The sequence below is a fragment of the Pseudomonas grandcourensis genome, assembly GCF_039909015.1.
Taxonomy (GTDB): domain Bacteria; phylum Pseudomonadota; class Gammaproteobacteria; order Pseudomonadales; family Pseudomonadaceae; genus Aquipseudomonas; species Aquipseudomonas grandcourensis.
Genome location: NZ_CP150919.1, coordinates 2,833,946 through 2,850,202, shown reverse-complemented (window position 1 = coordinate 2,850,202; position 16,257 = coordinate 2,833,946). Strand labels below are relative to the sequence as shown.

14 protein-coding genes are annotated in these 16,257 nt (G+C 62.5%); 6 read left to right on the top strand and 8 right to left on the bottom strand.

What is annotated here, in order from left to right:
• Nucleotides 1–201: 201 nt before the first annotated feature.
• From AABM52_RS12875 to pedF, 6 genes are all read right to left on the bottom strand, one after another.
• Nucleotides 202–1,722, bottom strand: a complete 1,521-nt coding sequence (locus tag AABM52_RS12875) for an aldehyde dehydrogenase family protein (RefSeq protein WP_347912117.1) — start codon at nucleotides 1,720–1,722, stop codon at nucleotides 202–204.
• 304 nt (nucleotides 1,723–2,026) lie between these two features.
• The gene (locus tag AABM52_RS12870) at nucleotides 2,027–3,802 is read right to left on the bottom strand and encodes a PQQ-dependent methanol/ethanol family dehydrogenase (RefSeq protein WP_347912116.1); all 1,776 of its coding nucleotides are present in this window, start codon (nucleotides 3,800–3,802) and stop codon (nucleotides 2,027–2,029) included.
• Nucleotides 3,803–3,987: 185 nt separating this feature from the next.
• Nucleotides 3,988–4,926 carry a quinoprotein relay system zinc metallohydrolase 1 gene (locus AABM52_RS12865; protein ID WP_347912115.1) on the bottom strand — a complete coding sequence of 313 codons (939 nt, stop codon included), beginning with the start codon at nucleotides 4,924–4,926 and terminating at the stop codon, nucleotides 3,988–3,990.
• 46 nt (nucleotides 4,927–4,972) lie between these two features.
• Nucleotides 4,973–5,734, bottom strand: a complete 762-nt coding sequence (locus AABM52_RS12860) for a quinoprotein dehydrogenase-associated SoxYZ-like carrier (protein ID WP_347912114.1) — start codon at nucleotides 5,732–5,734, stop codon at nucleotides 4,973–4,975.
• 10 nt (nucleotides 5,735–5,744) lie between these two features.
• Complete coding sequence (locus tag AABM52_RS12855) at nucleotides 5,745–6,620, bottom strand: transporter substrate-binding domain-containing protein (protein WP_347912113.1); 876 nt, start codon at nucleotides 6,618–6,620, stop codon at nucleotides 5,745–5,747.
• A gap of 3 nt (nucleotides 6,621–6,623) precedes the next feature.
• Complete coding sequence (gene pedF / locus AABM52_RS12850; protein WP_347912112.1) at nucleotides 6,624–7,085, bottom strand: cytochrome c-550 PedF; 462 nt, start codon at nucleotides 7,083–7,085, stop codon at nucleotides 6,624–6,626.
• A gap of 210 nt (nucleotides 7,086–7,295) precedes the next feature.
• Here pedF and AABM52_RS12845 point away from each other — a divergent pair, with 210 nt between their 5' ends.
• The 6 genes from AABM52_RS12845 to AABM52_RS12820 all read left to right on the top strand — a co-directional run bounded on the left by AABM52_RS12845 (nucleotide 7,296) and on the right by AABM52_RS12820 (nucleotide 12,393).
• On the top strand, nucleotides 7,296–8,480 hold the full coding sequence (locus AABM52_RS12845) for an ABC transporter substrate-binding protein (protein ID WP_347912111.1): 1,185 nt from the start codon (nucleotides 7,296–7,298) through the stop codon (nucleotides 8,478–8,480).
• A gap of 30 nt (nucleotides 8,481–8,510) precedes the next feature.
• Nucleotides 8,511–9,470 carry a YVTN family beta-propeller repeat protein gene (locus AABM52_RS12840; RefSeq protein WP_347912110.1) on the top strand — a complete coding sequence of 320 codons (960 nt, stop codon included), beginning with the start codon at nucleotides 8,511–8,513 and terminating at the stop codon, nucleotides 9,468–9,470.
• Entirely contained in the window at nucleotides 9,467–10,198 is a 732-nt protein-coding gene (locus AABM52_RS12835; protein ID WP_347912109.1) for an ABC transporter ATP-binding protein, read from the top strand. Before AABM52_RS12840 ends, AABM52_RS12835 begins: the two co-directional genes overlap by 4 nt.
• Complete coding sequence (locus tag AABM52_RS12830; protein ID WP_347912108.1) at nucleotides 10,195–10,986, top strand: ABC transporter permease; 792 nt, start codon at nucleotides 10,195–10,197, stop codon at nucleotides 10,984–10,986. The genes AABM52_RS12835 and AABM52_RS12830 overlap by 4 nt, the downstream gene beginning before the upstream one ends.
• A 127-nt stretch (nucleotides 10,987–11,113) precedes the next feature.
• Nucleotides 11,114–11,671, top strand: a complete 558-nt coding sequence (locus AABM52_RS12825; protein ID WP_347912107.1) for a PQQ-dependent catabolism-associated CXXCW motif protein — start codon at nucleotides 11,114–11,116, stop codon at nucleotides 11,669–11,671.
• A gap of 56 nt (nucleotides 11,672–11,727) precedes the next feature.
• Entirely contained in the window at nucleotides 11,728–12,393 is a 666-nt protein-coding gene (locus AABM52_RS12820; RefSeq protein ID WP_046037303.1) for a response regulator transcription factor, read from the top strand.
• Nucleotides 12,394–12,444: 51 nt separating this feature from the next.
• On the opposite strand, the gene nahK is transcribed toward AABM52_RS12820, so the two are convergent.
• Nucleotides 12,445–15,039 (bottom strand): hybrid sensor histidine kinase/response regulator NahK/ErcS', encoded by a 2,595-nt coding sequence (nahK, locus tag AABM52_RS12815; RefSeq protein WP_347912621.1) that lies wholly within the window; start codon nucleotides 15,037–15,039, stop codon nucleotides 12,445–12,447.
• Complete coding sequence (gene nosP, locus AABM52_RS12810; RefSeq protein WP_347912106.1) at nucleotides 15,008–16,165, bottom strand: nitric oxide-sensing protein NosP; 1,158 nt, start codon at nucleotides 16,163–16,165, stop codon at nucleotides 15,008–15,010. The genes nahK and nosP overlap by 32 nt, the downstream gene beginning before the upstream one ends.
• Nucleotides 16,166–16,257 lie beyond the last annotated feature (92 nt).

The window sequence follows — 16,257 nt, the reverse complement described above, 5'->3', positions numbered from 1 at the left end:
ATGAGCGCCCGAATGCTACTTTCGAAGGAGTTGGCGGGGTGATTTGGTAGGGGGTGTTACGCAGATGTTTTGCACGCCACAAAACAGTGTAGGAGTGAGCCTGCTCGCGATAGCGGTCCGACAGTCAACATTAATGTTGAATGTGCTGACCGCTATCGCGAGCAGGCTCGCTCCTACAGGTTTTTCAGTGTTTTTAAGGAATCAGAAGAAGCCCAGCGGATTGATGTCGTAGCTCACCAGCAGGTTTTTGGTCTGCTGGTAGTGATCGAGCATCATCTTGTGGTTTTCCCGACCAACGCCGGACTTCTTGTAGCCACCGAACGCGGCGTGCGCCGGGTACAGGTGGTAGCAGTTGGTCCACACGCGCCCGGCCTTGATCGCCCGACCCATGCGGTAGGCGCGGTTGATGTCGCGGGTCCACAGGCCGGCACCGAGGCCGAACTCGCTGTCGTTGGCAATCGCCAGGGCTTCGGCTTCATCCTTGAAGGTGGTGATACCCACCACCGGGCCGAAGATTTCTTCCTGGAACACGCGCATCTTGTTGTGCCCCTTGAGCAGGGTCGGCTGGATGTAATAGCCGCTGGACAGGTCGCCTTCCAGACGTTCAGCCGCACCGCCGGTGAGCAGCTCGGCGCCCTCCTCCTGGGCAATGGTCAGGTACGAGAGGATCTTGTCGTATTGCTGCTCGGACGCCTGGGCACCGACCATGGTTTCAGTGTCCAGCGGATTGCCGCGCTTGATCTTGACGATCTTCTTCATCACCTCGACCATGAACGGCTCGTAGATCGACTCCTGCACCAGCGCCCGGGACGGGCAGGTGCAGACTTCGCCCTGGTTGAAGAACGCCAGCACCAGGCCTTCGGCGGCTTTTTCGATGAACGCCGGCTCCGCATTCATGATGTCTTCGAAGAAGATGTTCGGCGACTTGCCGCCCAGTTCGACGGTGCTCGGGATGATGTTCTCGGCGGCGCAATGCATGATGTGCGCGCCCACCGGGGTCGAGCCGGTGAAGGCGATCTTGGCGATGCGCTTGCTGGTGGCCAGGGCCTCGCCGGCTTCGCGACCGAAGCCCTGGACGATGTTCAGCACGCCCGCTGGCAGCAAGTCGGCGATCAGCTCGGCGAAGACCATGATCGACAGCGGCGTTTGCTCGGCAGGCTTGAGCACGATGCAGTTGCCGGCGGCCAGGGCCGGGGCGAGTTTCCAGGCGGCCATCAGCAGCGGGAAGTTCCACGGAATGATCTGCCCGACCACACCCAGCGGTTCGTGGAAGTGATAGGCCGTGGTCAGTTCGTTGATCTCGGCAGCCCCGCCTTCCTGGGCGCGGATGCAGCCAGCGAAGTAACGGAAGTGGTCGGCCGCCAGCGGCACGTCGGCGTTCAGGGTTTCGCGCACGGCCTTGCCGTTGTCCCAGGTTTCGGTGACGGCCAGCACCTCAAGGTTCTGCTCGATGCGATCGGCGATTTTCAGCAGCACCAGGGAGCGGTCCTGGGCCGAGGTCTTGCCCCAGGCATCCGCTGCGGCATGCGCGGCGTCGAGGGCCTTGTCGATGTCGGCGGCGCTGGAGCGCGGGAATTCGGCGATCACTTCACCGTTGACCGGCGAGGTGTTGGTGAAGTACTCGCCATTGATCGGAGCGACAAACTCGCCACCGATGAAGTTGCCGTAGCGTGGTTTGAAAGTAATGACGGCGCCTGGGGTTCCGGGTTGTGCGTAGATCATGGTGGGCCTCTGTCTGGGTCGATGCCTGTCGTACTGACAGGCGATGAGCCGATACTAGAGAGCCCCGCGTGCCAGACGAATGCATCGTTGGCAGGAGGGGCTCTCGTTATTTGGTCGTAGGTTTTCCCATACGGGACAGGTGATCCTTGTGGCGAGGGGGCTTGCCCCCGTTCGGCTGCGAAGCAGTCGTCAATCCAGGCAGCCTGGTGAATCTGGAAAAATGCAGGGGGCCGCTTCGCGACCCAACGGGGGCAAGCCCCCTCGCCACAAAAGCTTCCTCACCACAGTATGTGCAATGCTTTTCTCAGTGCTTGGCAACGAGGTCCTTGGGCAGCTTGAAGGTCCAGAGCATGCCGCCCTGGTTGAAGTCCTTGATGCGCTTGGCCACTTCGCCGCCCCACAGCGGTACCGCACCGCCCCAGCCGGAGAGCACCGAGACGTACTGTTCGCCGTCCATTTCCCAGGTGATGGGCGAGCCGAGCACGCCGGAACCGGTCTGGAATTCCCAGACCTTTTCGCCGGTCTTGGCGTTGAAAGCCTGCAGGAAGCCTTCAGGCGTGCCGGTGAACACCAGATTGCCCTTGGTGGTCAGCACCCCGCCCCACAGCGGCGCGTAGTTCTTGTGGCGCCACACTTCCTTGCCGGTTTTCGGATCGATGGCCCGCAGCACGCCGATGTAGTCTTCGTTCAACGGTTTGATGGTGAAGCCTGCGCCGAGGAACGCAGCGCCTTTCTTGTAGGCGATGCCTTCGTTCCAGATGTCCATACCCCATTCGTTGGACGGCACATAGAACAGCCCGGTGTCTTTGTTGTAAGCCATCGGCATCCAGTTTTTCGCGCCGAGGAACGCCGGTGCTACGAACACCGAACTGCCCTTGACTTCCGAGCCCGGGGCGCCGGGACGGCTGGCCTCGTTGTAGATCGGCCGGCCGTTCTTGTCCAGGCCGGTGGCCCAGGTGATCTTGTCCACGAACGGGAAGCCACGGATGAATTTGCCGTTGGTACGATCCAGCACGTAGAAGAAACCGTTACGGTCGGCAGTGGCCGCCGCCTTGATCTCCTTGCCGCCTTCGCTGTAGTTGAACGACACCAGTTCGTTCACGCCGTCGTAGTCCCAACCGTCGTGGGGCGTGCTCTGGAAGTGCCACTTGATGGTGCCGTCGTCCGGGTCGAGCGCCAGGCGCGACGAGGAATAGAGGTTGTCGCCAGGGCGCAGGTGCGAGTTCCACGGCGCCGGGTTGCCGGTACCGAACAGCAGCAGGTTGGTTTCCGGGTCGTAATAGCCGCCCAGCCAAGGGGCCGCGCCGCCGGTTTTCCAGAGATCGCCCGGCCAGGTCTTGCCCGCTTCGCCGCCGGAGATGCCGTTTTCCACCGCTTTGCCGTCCTTGTAGACGTAGCCCATATGGCCTTCGACCGTTGGCCGGGTCCACAGCAGATCTCCGTTTTTCGGGTCGTAGGCCTCGATCTTGCCCACCACGCCGAACTCGCCACCAGCCACGCCGGTAATCAGCTTGCCGTTGATCACCAGCGGTGCGGCGCTGATCGAGTAGCCTTCCTTATGGTCGGCGACTTTCTTGCTCCAGACCACCTTGCCGGTGTCCTTGTTCAGCGCCACGAGCTTGGCGTCGAGGGTGCCGAAAATCACCAGGTCGCCATACAGCGCGACGCCACGGTTGATCACGTCGCAGCAAGGACGGATGTCATCCGGCAGGCGTGCATCGTATTGCCAGAGTTTCTTGCCGGTGCGTGCATCCACGGCGAACACCCGGGAGTAGGAACCGGTCATGTACATCACGCCGTCCTTGACCATCGGCTGCGCTTGCTGGCCACGCTGTTTTTCACCGCCGAAGGAAAACGCCCAGACCGGACGCAGCTCCTTGACGTTGTCGACATTGAGAATATCCAGCGGGCTATAGCGCTGCCCTTGAACGCCGAGGCCGTTGGTCACGACCTGTTCCGGGTTCTTCGGGTCCTGGAGAATGTCCTGGTCGGAAACCCCGGCCAATGCCTGGCCGGACAACAGCATGGCACTGAGCAGCAGGCTCAAGACGAAGGGCTGGCGACGTGCGGGTTGGGTCATGACGGCTTCCTCTGCGGATTTTTTGTTATGTCCGGAAAATTTTCCCGGTCTGGAGCAGATTCTTGAGCGCCGCCGCCCTGGCAACAATTGACCGCAATGAGGAGATTGCTAGTTCCTTGGTACAGGGTGGGAGAGAAAACGCAGGATTGTGAACCCCCCTCGCTCCCACAGAGGGCTGTGTTTGCTCATTTTTTTGCGTTGGAATCCACCCGCGTCATCCGCTCGCGCTCGTAGCGCGGGTACAGATGACTGACGCTGCGGATCAGTTCGTAGCGGCTCAGGTTGATCCCGGCGAAGCGTTCGGGGATGGGGCTGCGGATCATCTCGGCCATGTCGCTGCCATTGGCGGCGCCGTCGCGCATCAGCTGATCAAGCCAGGTCAGGTAATCGTGCATCTGCTCGAAGGGTTGTGGATCGCTCGACACCGGCCCGTGGCCCGGCACGACCTGCGTCCAGGGCAAGCCTTGCAGGGTCGCGATGTCCGCCAGCCACACCGCCAGCCCCGGACTGTTGGGCGTGGTCAGGGCCCGTTGATAAAACACCAGGTCCCCGGCAAACAACACGCCGGTTTGCTGGTCGAGAATAGCCAGATCCGCGCCCGTATGCCCACCCAGGCTCAGCAGACGCAGATCGTGATTCCCAAAACTTTTCACGCCGGGTGTCAGCGTCTGCGTCGGCAGCACCACTTCGGTGCCACGCATCCAGTCGCCGACCATGCGGTACATATTCTCGGCCATGGCATCGCCTTGCTGGTGCAGCAGCTCGGTGGTGCCGGCCAAGGCAGCGATCGGTACGTCGCTGAAGGCCTGATTACCCAGCACATGGTCCGGGTGGTGATGGGTCAGCAAGACCTCGATCACCGGCTTGTCGGTCGTGGCGGCAATGGCCTTGCGCATCGCTTCGCCGTAACGCCGGGACGGCCCGGTGTCGATCACCACCACTCCGCGCTCGGTGACGATGAACGCGGTGTTGACGATATTGCCGCCGTTGGCCTTGGCAAAATTATCGGTGCTGCCTTCCAGCAGCCAGGTGTCCTGGGCGATCTGCCGGGGCTTGAGTGAGTACTCGAGATCGGCCAGGGCCGGCAGACTGACGCTCAGCACCATCAACAGGATCCAGCGCATGCCACGCTCCTTGGGGTCACGCTTCTTGGGGTCACGCTTCTTTGGGTCAGAGGATCGACGCATCGAACTCATTGCCGCTGTTGTCCCGTAGCAGCAGGCGCGTTTGCCCTGCCCCCTCGATGTCGAAGGCCAGGTTGGGGTTTTCGCTGACCGCGGGAAACAGCTCCAGCCGGGCCAGCACTTGCTCGTTGTGGTCGCGCAGCTCGGCATGGTTGATGAAGAATTCCGGAATGCCGCTGACCATGCCGTTGTCCATGGGATGGGCCACCTGCAATCGCAAACGGCTGAATTCACCCCGGGGATAGCGGCCGCCGAGCACTTCGCCGATGTGCTCCTCCCAGCCCGGTTGAGTCCGCACCACGCTCGGCGCGGTGCAGCCGCCACCTGCGGCGTCGATCAGGGTCGAACCGACATGCCACAACCCGTCACGGGTCAACACCGCCGCGCGCAAGGGCGTGGCCTGTTCGATGCGAATGCGCAACGACAGCCAGGGCAAAACCGAATTCAGCGGCTGGAAGTCGACGATTTTCGGCAACGGGTTCAGCTCTGCCCAGGCGAGGATTTTCACCACCTCGCCTTTGAACGCCCGGGCGTCGATTTCCAGCGGCACCTGCCGGGCATCTTCGGCAAACGGCGGCGCCAGCAACTTGACTCGCTCATCGAAAACGAACGGCGCATTGCCGAGAAACTGCTGGTGATAGAAGGCCCACATCACCGATGGCACCGGGTCTTTACCGGGATCGATAGCGCCAGCCTGTGCCGCCAGGCTCAACCAGCAGGCCAACAGACAACTCCCTCGCCATTTCATCGCCTGCTCCTTATTGATACATCTCGGGCACGTCGTATTGCAGGCCGTAATGGCCGTAGATGGTCTTCACCGAGCCCTCGCGGATCAGGCTTTCCAGCGCCTCTTCCACGGCATAGGCCAGCTGACGGTTGCTTTCGTGCACCGCCATGCCGATTTCCCAGAGCTGCTTGCCCATGTTCGGATAGGCATTTTCTGCCAGAGCCACTTGCGGGTCGGCCGCTTCATGGACCTGCCAGTCGATCTCGCCGCGCATGGCCATCACCGCGTCGACCTCTCCGGCCTTCATCGCGGCAAACGCCTGGGGCACGCCGGGATAGTGATGGGTCTTGCCGGCGAGCATGCCGTTGAACACCGAGGTCAGGTAGAACGACGGCACGCTGTCGACTTCGACACCAATCGGGTGATGCTCGAACACCGCGACGCTGGCGACCTTGTCCAGCCGCCGGCGGTCATAGGCAACCTGCCATTGTTCGTTCTGGTACGGACCGAACATCACCACTTGGCCGTTGACCAGTTCGCCGAACTCATTGCGCTTCTGCGCGTAGTCACGGTCGTAGGGCACGCGCATCATCAGGTCGGCCAGTTGCTGGTTGTGCAAGGCACTGGCACGCCAGATGTAGTCGCGCAGGTCGTCGTCGAGCCTTTCCCCGGCCGGTGCCCAGATCAGTGTCAGGCGCACGCCGAGCGCCCTGGCCAGGGCCTCGGCGAGTTCGACATCGACACCCTGGGGTTTGCCGGCGCTTTCAAAGCTGTAGGGGGCGAAGTCCTTGTAGACCGCCACCTTCAGCTCCCCGGCGGCGATCATTTCGTCGTAGTTGCGAACCTGCGCCTGCGCCGCCTGGCAGCACAGCCACAGAGCGCTGATCAACACCGCGAGCAGGCGCATGGGTCACTCCTCGACGCGCACAGTGTCCAGATAAGTGCGCACCGCCCACAGGGCCTCCTGGCTCAGGTAGTCGGCCATCTTCGGCATGTACACCCGACCGTCGCGCACCGCGCCATGGCGGACACGCTCGACGAACCACTCATCGCCCGACTCGCCGACATCAAGCATGCGCAAGTCTGGGGCGATGCCGCCGGACTTGGCTTCCAGGCCGTGACAGGCCGCGCAGTTCTGGTTGTAGGCCGAGGCGCCGATCTCCACCGCCTTGTCATGTTCTGGAGCGGTACGATACGGGTTCACCGCGGCCCAGCCATCGGCATCGAGTTGCACACCGGCGTCCTTGATCGGGGTCAGCCCCGGGGTGGCCACGGCTTGTGGGACCACGTTGCCGTGGGCCCAGACGGAACCTGCGCTGATCAAACTGGCCAATAGCCCGGTCACGAGCAAGGCGTTGCGTTTTGTTGTCATTGTTATGCCCTCTGGATTGCACGCAAAACCTCTTGGCAGAGGCTATGGCAGCTATCTTAGAAACGGCATTGCACTCGCCCCATGCTGCTTTGGTGGTCGCCACCTAGTCCCTTGGTAGTAAGGCGCTGGATGGACACCACCGGTACTTTCTGCATATTTCCTCAACCTCACGGGCTACTTAAGCTGGCGCTACCTGTAATGGAGTGCCCTATGCGCCCGCTCATCCCTTACGCCCTGATCTACCTGCTGGCGATTGCCTGCGCCGCCGGCCTGGCCACCCAGAGCCAGGCCGCCGATGCGCCCTTGCAGGTGCGGATCGGCTACCTGGGTTATCGCCCCGACCCCGGCCCGTTGCTGTCGAACGTCATCCCGGAGCCCAGCGATGCCGGGCTGCGCGGCGCTGAACTGGCGATCACTGACAGCAACAGCACCGGGCGCTTTCTCAACCACAGCTACAGCCTGGTCAGCGCCAGTGTTGACAGCCCCGAGGCCTTGCTCGAAGCGGCAAAGGTGCAGCATGAGCAAGGCCTGCGCCTGTTTGTGGTGAATGCCCCCGCCACCAGCCTGCGCCAATTGAGTGCGGCGCTGCCCGACAGTTTGCTGTTCAACGCCGGTAGCCCCGATGACAGCCTGCGCACCACCGATTGCCTGGCGAATGTGCTGCACACCTTGCCGAGCCGGGCGATGCTCGCCGATGCACTGGCGCAGTTTCTGGTGCTGCGCAAATGGCAGCGGGCGCTGCTGATTGTCGGCCCGACGCCGGACGATCAAGCCTATGCCGCCGCCCTGCGCCGCGGGGCCAAGCGCTTCGGCTTGCAACTGGTGGCGGAAAAAACCTGGAGCTTCGATAACGACCAACGCCGCAGCGCCCAGGCGGATATGCCGCTGTTCACCCAGACCGCCGAGTACGACGTGGTACTGGTGGCCGATGAACGCGGCGACTTCGGTGAATACGTGCCCTATCAGACCTGGTACCCGCGCCCGGTCGCCGGCACTCAGGGCCTGACCCCGGTGGGCTGGCACAAGACCGTGGAAACCTACGGCGCCGCGCAGCTGCAAAAACGCTTCGAAGCCCTGACCGGGCGCTGGATGAATGACCGCGATTTCGCCGCCTGGATGGCCGTGCGCAGTATCGCCAGCGCCGTGAGCAAACTGCGCCAGGCCGAGCCGATGGCGATCCGTACGCTGGAAATCAGCGACCAGTTGCCCCTCGACGGTTTCAAGGGCCGCAAGCTCAGCTACCGGCCGTGGAACGGCCAGTTGCGCCAGCCGATTCCCATCGTCCAGCCACGGGCGCTGGTCAGCACCTCACCCCAGGATGGCTTTTTGCACCCGTTCAACGAGATGGACAGCCTGGGCTACGACAAACCCGAGGTCAGCTGCCGTTTTCCCTGATCCGATCATCACAACAACAAGGAATCCGCCATGCGCCGCACCCTGCTCTCTTGCATCATGCTGCTCGCCGCTGGCCATGCCGTTGCCAGCACTGCCTGGGTCTCCAACGAAAAGGACAACAGCCTGAGCCTGATCGACCTGCAGACCCTGCAAGTCACCGACACCCTGCCCGTCGGCCAGCGCCCACGCGGCCTGCTGCTGTCCCATGACAGCAAGCTGCTGTACATCTGCGCCAGTGACTCGGACCGGGTCCAGGTGATGGACGTGGCCACGCGCAAGATCATCAAGGAGTTGCCCTCGGGCAAAGACCCCGAGCAATTCGCCCTGCACCCGAACAATCGCTGGTTGTACGTCTCCAACGAAGACGATGCGCTGGTCACGGTGATCGACACCGAGACTTCCAAGGTGCTCGGCCAGATCAACGTCGGCGTCGAACCTGAAGGCATGGCCGTCAGCCCTGACGGCAAGTGGGCGGTCAACACCAGCGAGACCACCAACATGCTGCACTGGATCGACACCGGCACCCAGACCCTGGCCGACAGCACCCTGGTGGACCAGCGCCCGCGCTTCGTCGAGTTCTCCCCCGATGGCGCCCAGCTCTGGGCCTCGGCGGAAATCGGCGGCACCGTGACCATTCTCGATGTAGCCAGCCGCACCGTGCTCAAGACCCTGAACTTCCAGATCAAGGGCGTGCACCCCGACAAGGTCCAGCCCGTCGGCATCAAGCTCAGCGCCGATGGCAAGTACGGCTTCGTCGCCCTCGGCCCGGCCAACCATGTGGCCGTGATCGATGCCAAGACCTTCGAGATTCTCGATTACTTGCTGGTGGGTCGACGGGTCTGGCAGATGGCGTTCACCCCGGATCAGAAACAGTTGCTGGCCACCAATGGCGTCAGCGGCGATGTCTCGGTGATCGATGTCGACAGCCTCAAGGTCAGCAAATCGGTGAAGGTCGGGCGCTACCCCTGGGGCGTGGTGGTGACACCATGAACGCCCTTGAAGTCAGTGACCTGAGCTTTGCCTACGGCGCCCGAGAGGCCTTGCGCAAAGTGAGTTTCGGCCTGGAGCCCGGGCGTTTCGCCGCGCTGCTGGGACCCAACGGCGCGGGCAAGTCGACCCTGATTGCCCTGCTGACCCGGCTCTATGATCTGCAGCAAGGCGAGATCCGCGTCGGTGGCAATTCATTGCGCAGCGCGGCACGCCCGGCACTCAGGCAATTGGGCGTGGTGTTCCAGCAAAGCACCCTGGACCTGGACCTCAGCGTCGAGCAGAACCTGCGTTATCACGCTGCATTGCATGGCCTGTCCCGGCGTCAGACCGACCTTCGGGTCGACGCCGAACTGGCCCGCCAGGCCCTGACCGACCGCCGCCGCGAACGGGTGCGCGAGCTCAATGGCGGCCATCGTCGCCGGGTGGAAATTGCCCGTGCCCTGTTGCATGAGCCGCGCCTGTTGCTGCTCGACGAAGCCAGTGTCGGCCTCGACCCGGCGAGTCGCCTGGCGCTCAACCAGCACATCCGCAGCCTGTGTCGCGAAGAGCGCATCAGCGTGCTCTGGACCACCCATTTGCTCGACGAAGTACAGCCCAGCGATGACTTGCTGATTCTGCATCAAGGCCGGTTGGTGGCCAGTGGGCAGGCCGATGCCCTGAGCCTGGAACACGGCGGTGACCTCGGTTCGGCCTTCACCCGCCTGACAACATCAGGAGCTGCCCAATGAACGCTTACTGGCAATGCTTTAGCGGCATCGTGCTGCGCGAATGGCTGCGCTTTGTGCTGCAACGCACGCGGTTTCTCAGCGCCCTGGTGCGGCCGCTGCTGTGGCTGCTGGTGTTCGCCGCCGGTTTTCGCGCAGCGCTGGGGATCGCGATCATCGAACCCTACGACACCTACATCCCGTACGAGGTCTACATCATCCCCGGCCTGGCCTGCATGATCCTGCTGTTCAACGGCATGCAGGGCTCACTGTCGATGGTCTACGACCGCGAGATGGGCAGCATGCGCGTGCTGCTGACCAGCCCCCTGCCCCGCACCTTTCTGCTGTGCAGCAAACTGTTGGCCACCTCGCTGATTTCGCTGTTGCAGGTGTATGCGTTCCTGGCGATTGCCTGGGTCTACGGCGTGCAGCCACCGGCCATGGGCCTGTTATTGGCGTTGCCGGCCCTGCTGCTGGTGGCGTTGATGCTCAGCGCCCTGGGCCTGCTGCTGTCGAACGCGATCCGCCAGCTGGAGAACTTTGCCGGGGTGATGAATTTCGTGATCTTCCCGCTGTTTTTCCTGTCTTCGGCGTTGTATCCGCTGTGGAAGATGCGCGAGGCCAGCGAGTGGCTGTGTTGGCTGTGTGCGGTGAACCCATTCACCCACGCAGTGGAGCTGGTGCGTTTCGCCCTGTATGAACGCTTCAATCCGCTGGCGCTGGTGGTGTGCACGGGGCTGACGCTGTTGTTTGCGTTGCTCGCCGTGCTGACCTTCAACCCGCAGCATGCGGCCTTGCGCAAAGCCAACTGACAACACAGGGGAGCTTCATTGAACTGGATGAAATTACTACTTTAGTACTGGTTTCCCTGTCTATCGTCGCATTCCCAACGCCCCCCGACTGGCATGTAATAGGTCCATAACTATAAGGACCTGACCCATGCCACGTGCCCGACGTTGCCTGTTGCGCCCTGCTCTCGCCGCCCTGTCCCTGGGCCTGCTGCTGAGTACTGCGCAGGCCGACACAGCGCTGTTCTCCGCCGATGGCTACCGCATCGGCCTGTACCGCAGCCCGACGCCCGACAAGCTGCAAGGCGCAACCATCATCGACACCCCCGCCCTGCAAACCCTGCTCAGCCAAACCCCGCGCCCGGTGCTGATCGACGTCTACCGCCGTCAGTGGCTGCAAGGGCAATTCATCGAAGACCAACCCCATGAAAACCTGCCCGGCAGCCATTGGCTGGCCAATACCGGGGATGGCGACCTGACGCCGCAATGGCAGGACTATTTCGCAGCCAACCTTCAAAAGCTGACCGCCGGCGACCCGACGCAACCGCTGGTCTTCTATTGCCGCTCCGACTGCTGGCTGAGCTGGAATGCGGTCAAGCGCGCAGCCACCATGGGTTATAAGACTCTGTATTGGTATCGCGATGGCCTGGACGCCTGGCAAGCGGCCAACCTGCCGGTTTCGCCAGCCCGGCCCGAACCCTTTCCCTGAGCTTTACGCGTGCGTGTTGTTGCCACACCATAATCAAAATAATGAGGTGAAAGGCCATGTACAAAATCCTGATTGCCGACGATCACCCGCTGTTTCGCGAAGCCATTCACAACGTCATCAGCGACGGTTTTGCCGGCAGCGAAGTGATGGAAACCGCCGACCTGGACAGCGCCCTGGCCCTGACCCAGGAACACGACGACCTGGACCTGATCCTGCTCGACCTGAACATGCCCGGCATGCACGGGCTCAATGGCCTGATCAACCTGCGTAACGAAGCGCCGACCATTCCGGTGGTGATTGTCTCCGCCGAGCAGGACAAACAGATCGTGCTGCAAGCCATCACCTACGGTGCAGTGGGCTTCATCACCAAGTCGTCACCCCGCGCCCAGATGACCGATGCGATCCAGCAGATTCTCAATGGCAATGTCTACCTGCCTCCGGACATCATCCGCACCGGCAAAAGCAGCACCCACCGGCGGATGAACGACACCCCGAGCTTCCCGCCCGAGCTGCTCCAGGCCCTGACCCGCAAGCAACTGCAGGTGCTGGAACGCATGACCAAGGGCGAATCGAACAAGCAGATCGCCTACACCCTGGAAATCGCCGAGACCACGGTCAAGGCCCACGTCTCGGCGATCCTGCGCAAACTCAACGTGCACAACCGGGTGCAGGCGATCCTGAGTGCCGGGGATATTGATTTCGGGTCTTATCTGCGGCGTTGATTCAAGACCGAGGCGCCTGCTCGCGATAGCGGTGGCAAAAACGCCGAGATATCAAGGCCTGCCAAGCAAATGACTCATCGCCGTCTTCAGCTTCATCGGCCGCACCGGCTTGTGCATCAGGGTGTGGCCCAGTTCGCGGATCTGCTGCTTGAGTTCATTGCTGTAGTTGGCCGTGATCATCATCGCCGGAATCGGTGAGGCACGACGGGCATTGATTCTTGCCACCGCATCGACACCGTTCTGATCGTTATCCAGGTGATAGTCGGCGATCAGCAGATCCGCCTCGGCGTGGTAGTTGTCCACTTGCCGTGCCAGGTTTTCCTCCGACAGCGCCGTCACCACCCGACACCCCCACCCCTCCAGCAAGGTGCGCATGCCGGCACAGATGGTCGCGTCGTTGTCCAGCACCCATATCCGCGCACCCCGCAGGCGCTCAAGCATCGGCTCGCTCATCTGCAACGTCGGTGGCGGTGTCGGCGCGGTGGCGCTCAAGGGCACTTCGACCGAGAACATCGAACCCCGGCCCGGCCACGAGCGCACATGAATGGGATGCCCGAGGATACCGGCGATTTTCTCGACAATCGCCAGTCCCAGGCCCAGGCCGCGATCCTGATCGGGTCGTTGCACATCACCGCGCTTGAACTCCTGGAATATCTCCTCCAGCCGATGCTCGGCAATGCCCATGCCGCTGTCCCAGACTTCGATCGTCAGGCACTGATGATGCCGCCGGCAACCGAGCACCACGCGGCCACTGTAGGTATAGCGAATCGCATTGCTCAGCAGGTTGCGCAGAATCCGCGCGAGCAACTGGATGTCGCTGCGCACCAGCGCCGAACAGCCGATGAAGTGCAGTTGCAGGCCTTCACTGCGCGCCACCTGGGTGTATTCGGCGGCCAGGTTGTCCAGCAGTTCACTGAGGGCGAACGGCGCAATGTCGGCCTTGATCACCCCCGCATCGAGCTTGGAAATATCCACCAGGGTGCCGAGCAGGTTCTCCACGTCTTCCAGGGAATTGCTCACGTTGCGCACCAGAACCTCGCTGGACATCGGCTCGCGCCGTTCCAGCAAGGCACTGGTAAACAGGCGCGCGGCATTCAACGGTTGCAGCAGGTCGTGGCTGACGGCGGCGAGAAACTTGGTCTTCGACAGGTTGGCCTGCTCGGCTTCCTGCTTGGCCTCGCGCAAGCGTGACTCGACCAGGCGACGCTCATCGATCTCGCGCAGCAGCTGGTCGTTGAGGGTGGTCAATTCCGCCGTGCGCTCGCGTACCCGCAGCTCAAGGTTCTGATAAGCCTGATGCAGCGCTTCGGCGGTGCGGCGGCGTTCGGTGATGTCGCGGATCAGCACGAAAATCCCCACCACCTCGCCACTGGCCAGACGGTTGGGCACATAGGAGCGCAGCATGTAGCGCTCCTGGTTGTTGACGTTGGTTTCGGCGAACTCGAAGGTCACGCTCTCACCGGCCAGTGCCCTGGTCACGTAGGACTCCAGCCGCTGGTAATGCTGCTCGCTGTGCACTTCGCGCAGGCTCTGGCCGAGCATCACGCCGCGGGGCCAGCAGTACCATTCTTCGTAGACCTTGTTGGTGAACTCGTAGACCAGGTCGGCATTGAGGTAGGCAATCAATGCCGGTACGTGATCGGTGATCAGGCGGATCCAGTGCTCGCTTTCACTCAGCGCCTCGGCGTGCTGGTAGCGTTCGGTGATGTCGGTGAAGGTGTTGACGAAACCGCCGGTGGGCAGCGGATGGGTGCGGATTTCCAGGACCCGGCCATCGTACAGGCGCTGCTCGCATTCGCGTACCGGTCGCCCGTTGCTATCGCGGCTGGCCGGGGTCAGCAGGTTCAACTCGCTGTCGGCGATCACTTCGGCAAACGGACGATGGGCCGCCACCGGCGCCAGGCCGCTCAACTCCAGGAAGCGCCGGTTCCACAACTCCAGGATGCCTTCGGCGCTGACCATCGCCACCCCTTGGGACAGGTTGTCGACCGCCCGCTGCAACAGGTGCGACTTCTGCGCCACCGCCTGCTCACGGCGCATGGTTTCGCTGAGTTTGACGTCGGTAATGTCGGTGAACAGAATCACCCGCCCCCCCTCCTGGGTCGGCCGCTCGCTGACTTGCAGCCAGCGCCCGTTCTGCAGGCGGTAAAGCAGGTTTTCGTCGGCATGCCCCCGTGGCTCTTCGGTGAACAGGCCGTTGTTCAGCATCAGCCGCTTGACCTCGGTCAGGCGCATGCCGGCGTTGATCCGCACCCGGCTGTTGCGCCAGAACGCCTTGAAGCGGCTGTTGAACAGCACGATGCGCTGCTCGGCATCGAACAGCACGAAGGCGTCGGAAATGCTTTCGATGGCATCGATCAGGTGTTGATGCGCCGTTTCCGCGCGCTGGCGGGCTTCGCTGAGCAGATGATTACCGGCCTTGAGTTCGGCCATGGCCTGGTTCAGGGCATCGGTGCGTTCGCGCACTTGCTCGGCCAGCACCACCGAATGCTGGAATGCCGCGTACGGGTCATTGCCGCGGGTTCCCCCGGACTCGACCCGTTCGATCAGCGCGCCATTGATGCGCTGCAGTTTGTGGTTTTCCAGGCGCAGCCTGGCCAGTTCGGCCTGCAGTTCAGCGATGTCCTGGGGCACGGCCACGGGCAATGGCAACGCCGGTGAAGGTCTGGTTGATGTGCATGCCATTGAACTGTTCTCCGTAGGTGTTGAAACCCATCACCCGTTGCTCACGCAAAAACGTGCCGATCTGATCAAGACTGCCGTCGTCTTCGAGTTCCAGACGCCGCAGGAAACAGTCGCAACCGATGGTCAGCAGCAAATCGCCCAGGCGCTCCTGCAACCCCTCGAACAGGCTCTGCAGGTTCGGCAGCATCGGGCCCGGGGTCATGGCGGTGAGGACGATGCCGTTTTCCACGGCGCAGTAGAAACTCAGGCTCAGGTCCGGATGCACCTGCTGGATGGCCCGCACGTAGTACTGCTGGTTGATCCGCACTGCCAACGGGTGCGCGGCGAAGACCTTGTGATCGAGTTGCGCCACCGGCACGCCGATGTGCCGGGCGTACTCCTCGGCAGCCGGCTCGGCATTGAGCTCGAAGACCCGGCGCAAGGTGCTGTCGGCCCCGGTGACCACCAGCTTCTCGGCGCGGGGCAGCACGTGGTGGGTGGTGAACACTTCGAAATCCAGCCAGGTATTGACCAGCACCACCACGGCCGCGCCGCTGTGGAACTCGCCATCGAAGTACACATGGGTATGGGTCAGGTAGTTGTCGTCGCCGGCCGAGCCGCCGAAATGCGGAATGTCGCCCAATGCCGCGCTCAAGGCCGCCAGGACCATTTCTTCGCGGCTGGACAGGCCATCGAGCAGGGTCAGGGCAAAGCTGTTGCCCTTGATCGGCGCCAGGGTGTTGCTGCGACAGCCACTGACCAGGCGCTCGACCATTTGCTGGGCGTCGATCAGGCTGAAGTGCTCCATCTGGTCGATCAGCTCGACCGCGATGGAAAAGTGCCGGTGATCGAAGCCCACCGCTGTCACGCAATTGCGTCCGTAGCCCAGGGGGGTGATTTCTCCGGCGCTGGTGCAGCCCGCCAGGCGAATACCGCCGAAGCTTTGCTGCAAGGCCTGGCCCAGCGCCTGCAAGTCGTACTCGGCGGAACAGAAGAACAGCACGAACCCCAGGTGCGGATGCAACAACTGTCGTGCCAGTTCCTGCGCGACCTGCCGGGCATCGGTGGCCTGGGACATTGCACTGACGACGCCATTGCTCTGCTGCATCCTTACCTCCCGCAGGTGCGTGTGTATGAGGCACGAGTGTACGAAGTCTGTGGGGGGCGACGAATGCTACTTGGGTAGCGGGTAGCCGCTTC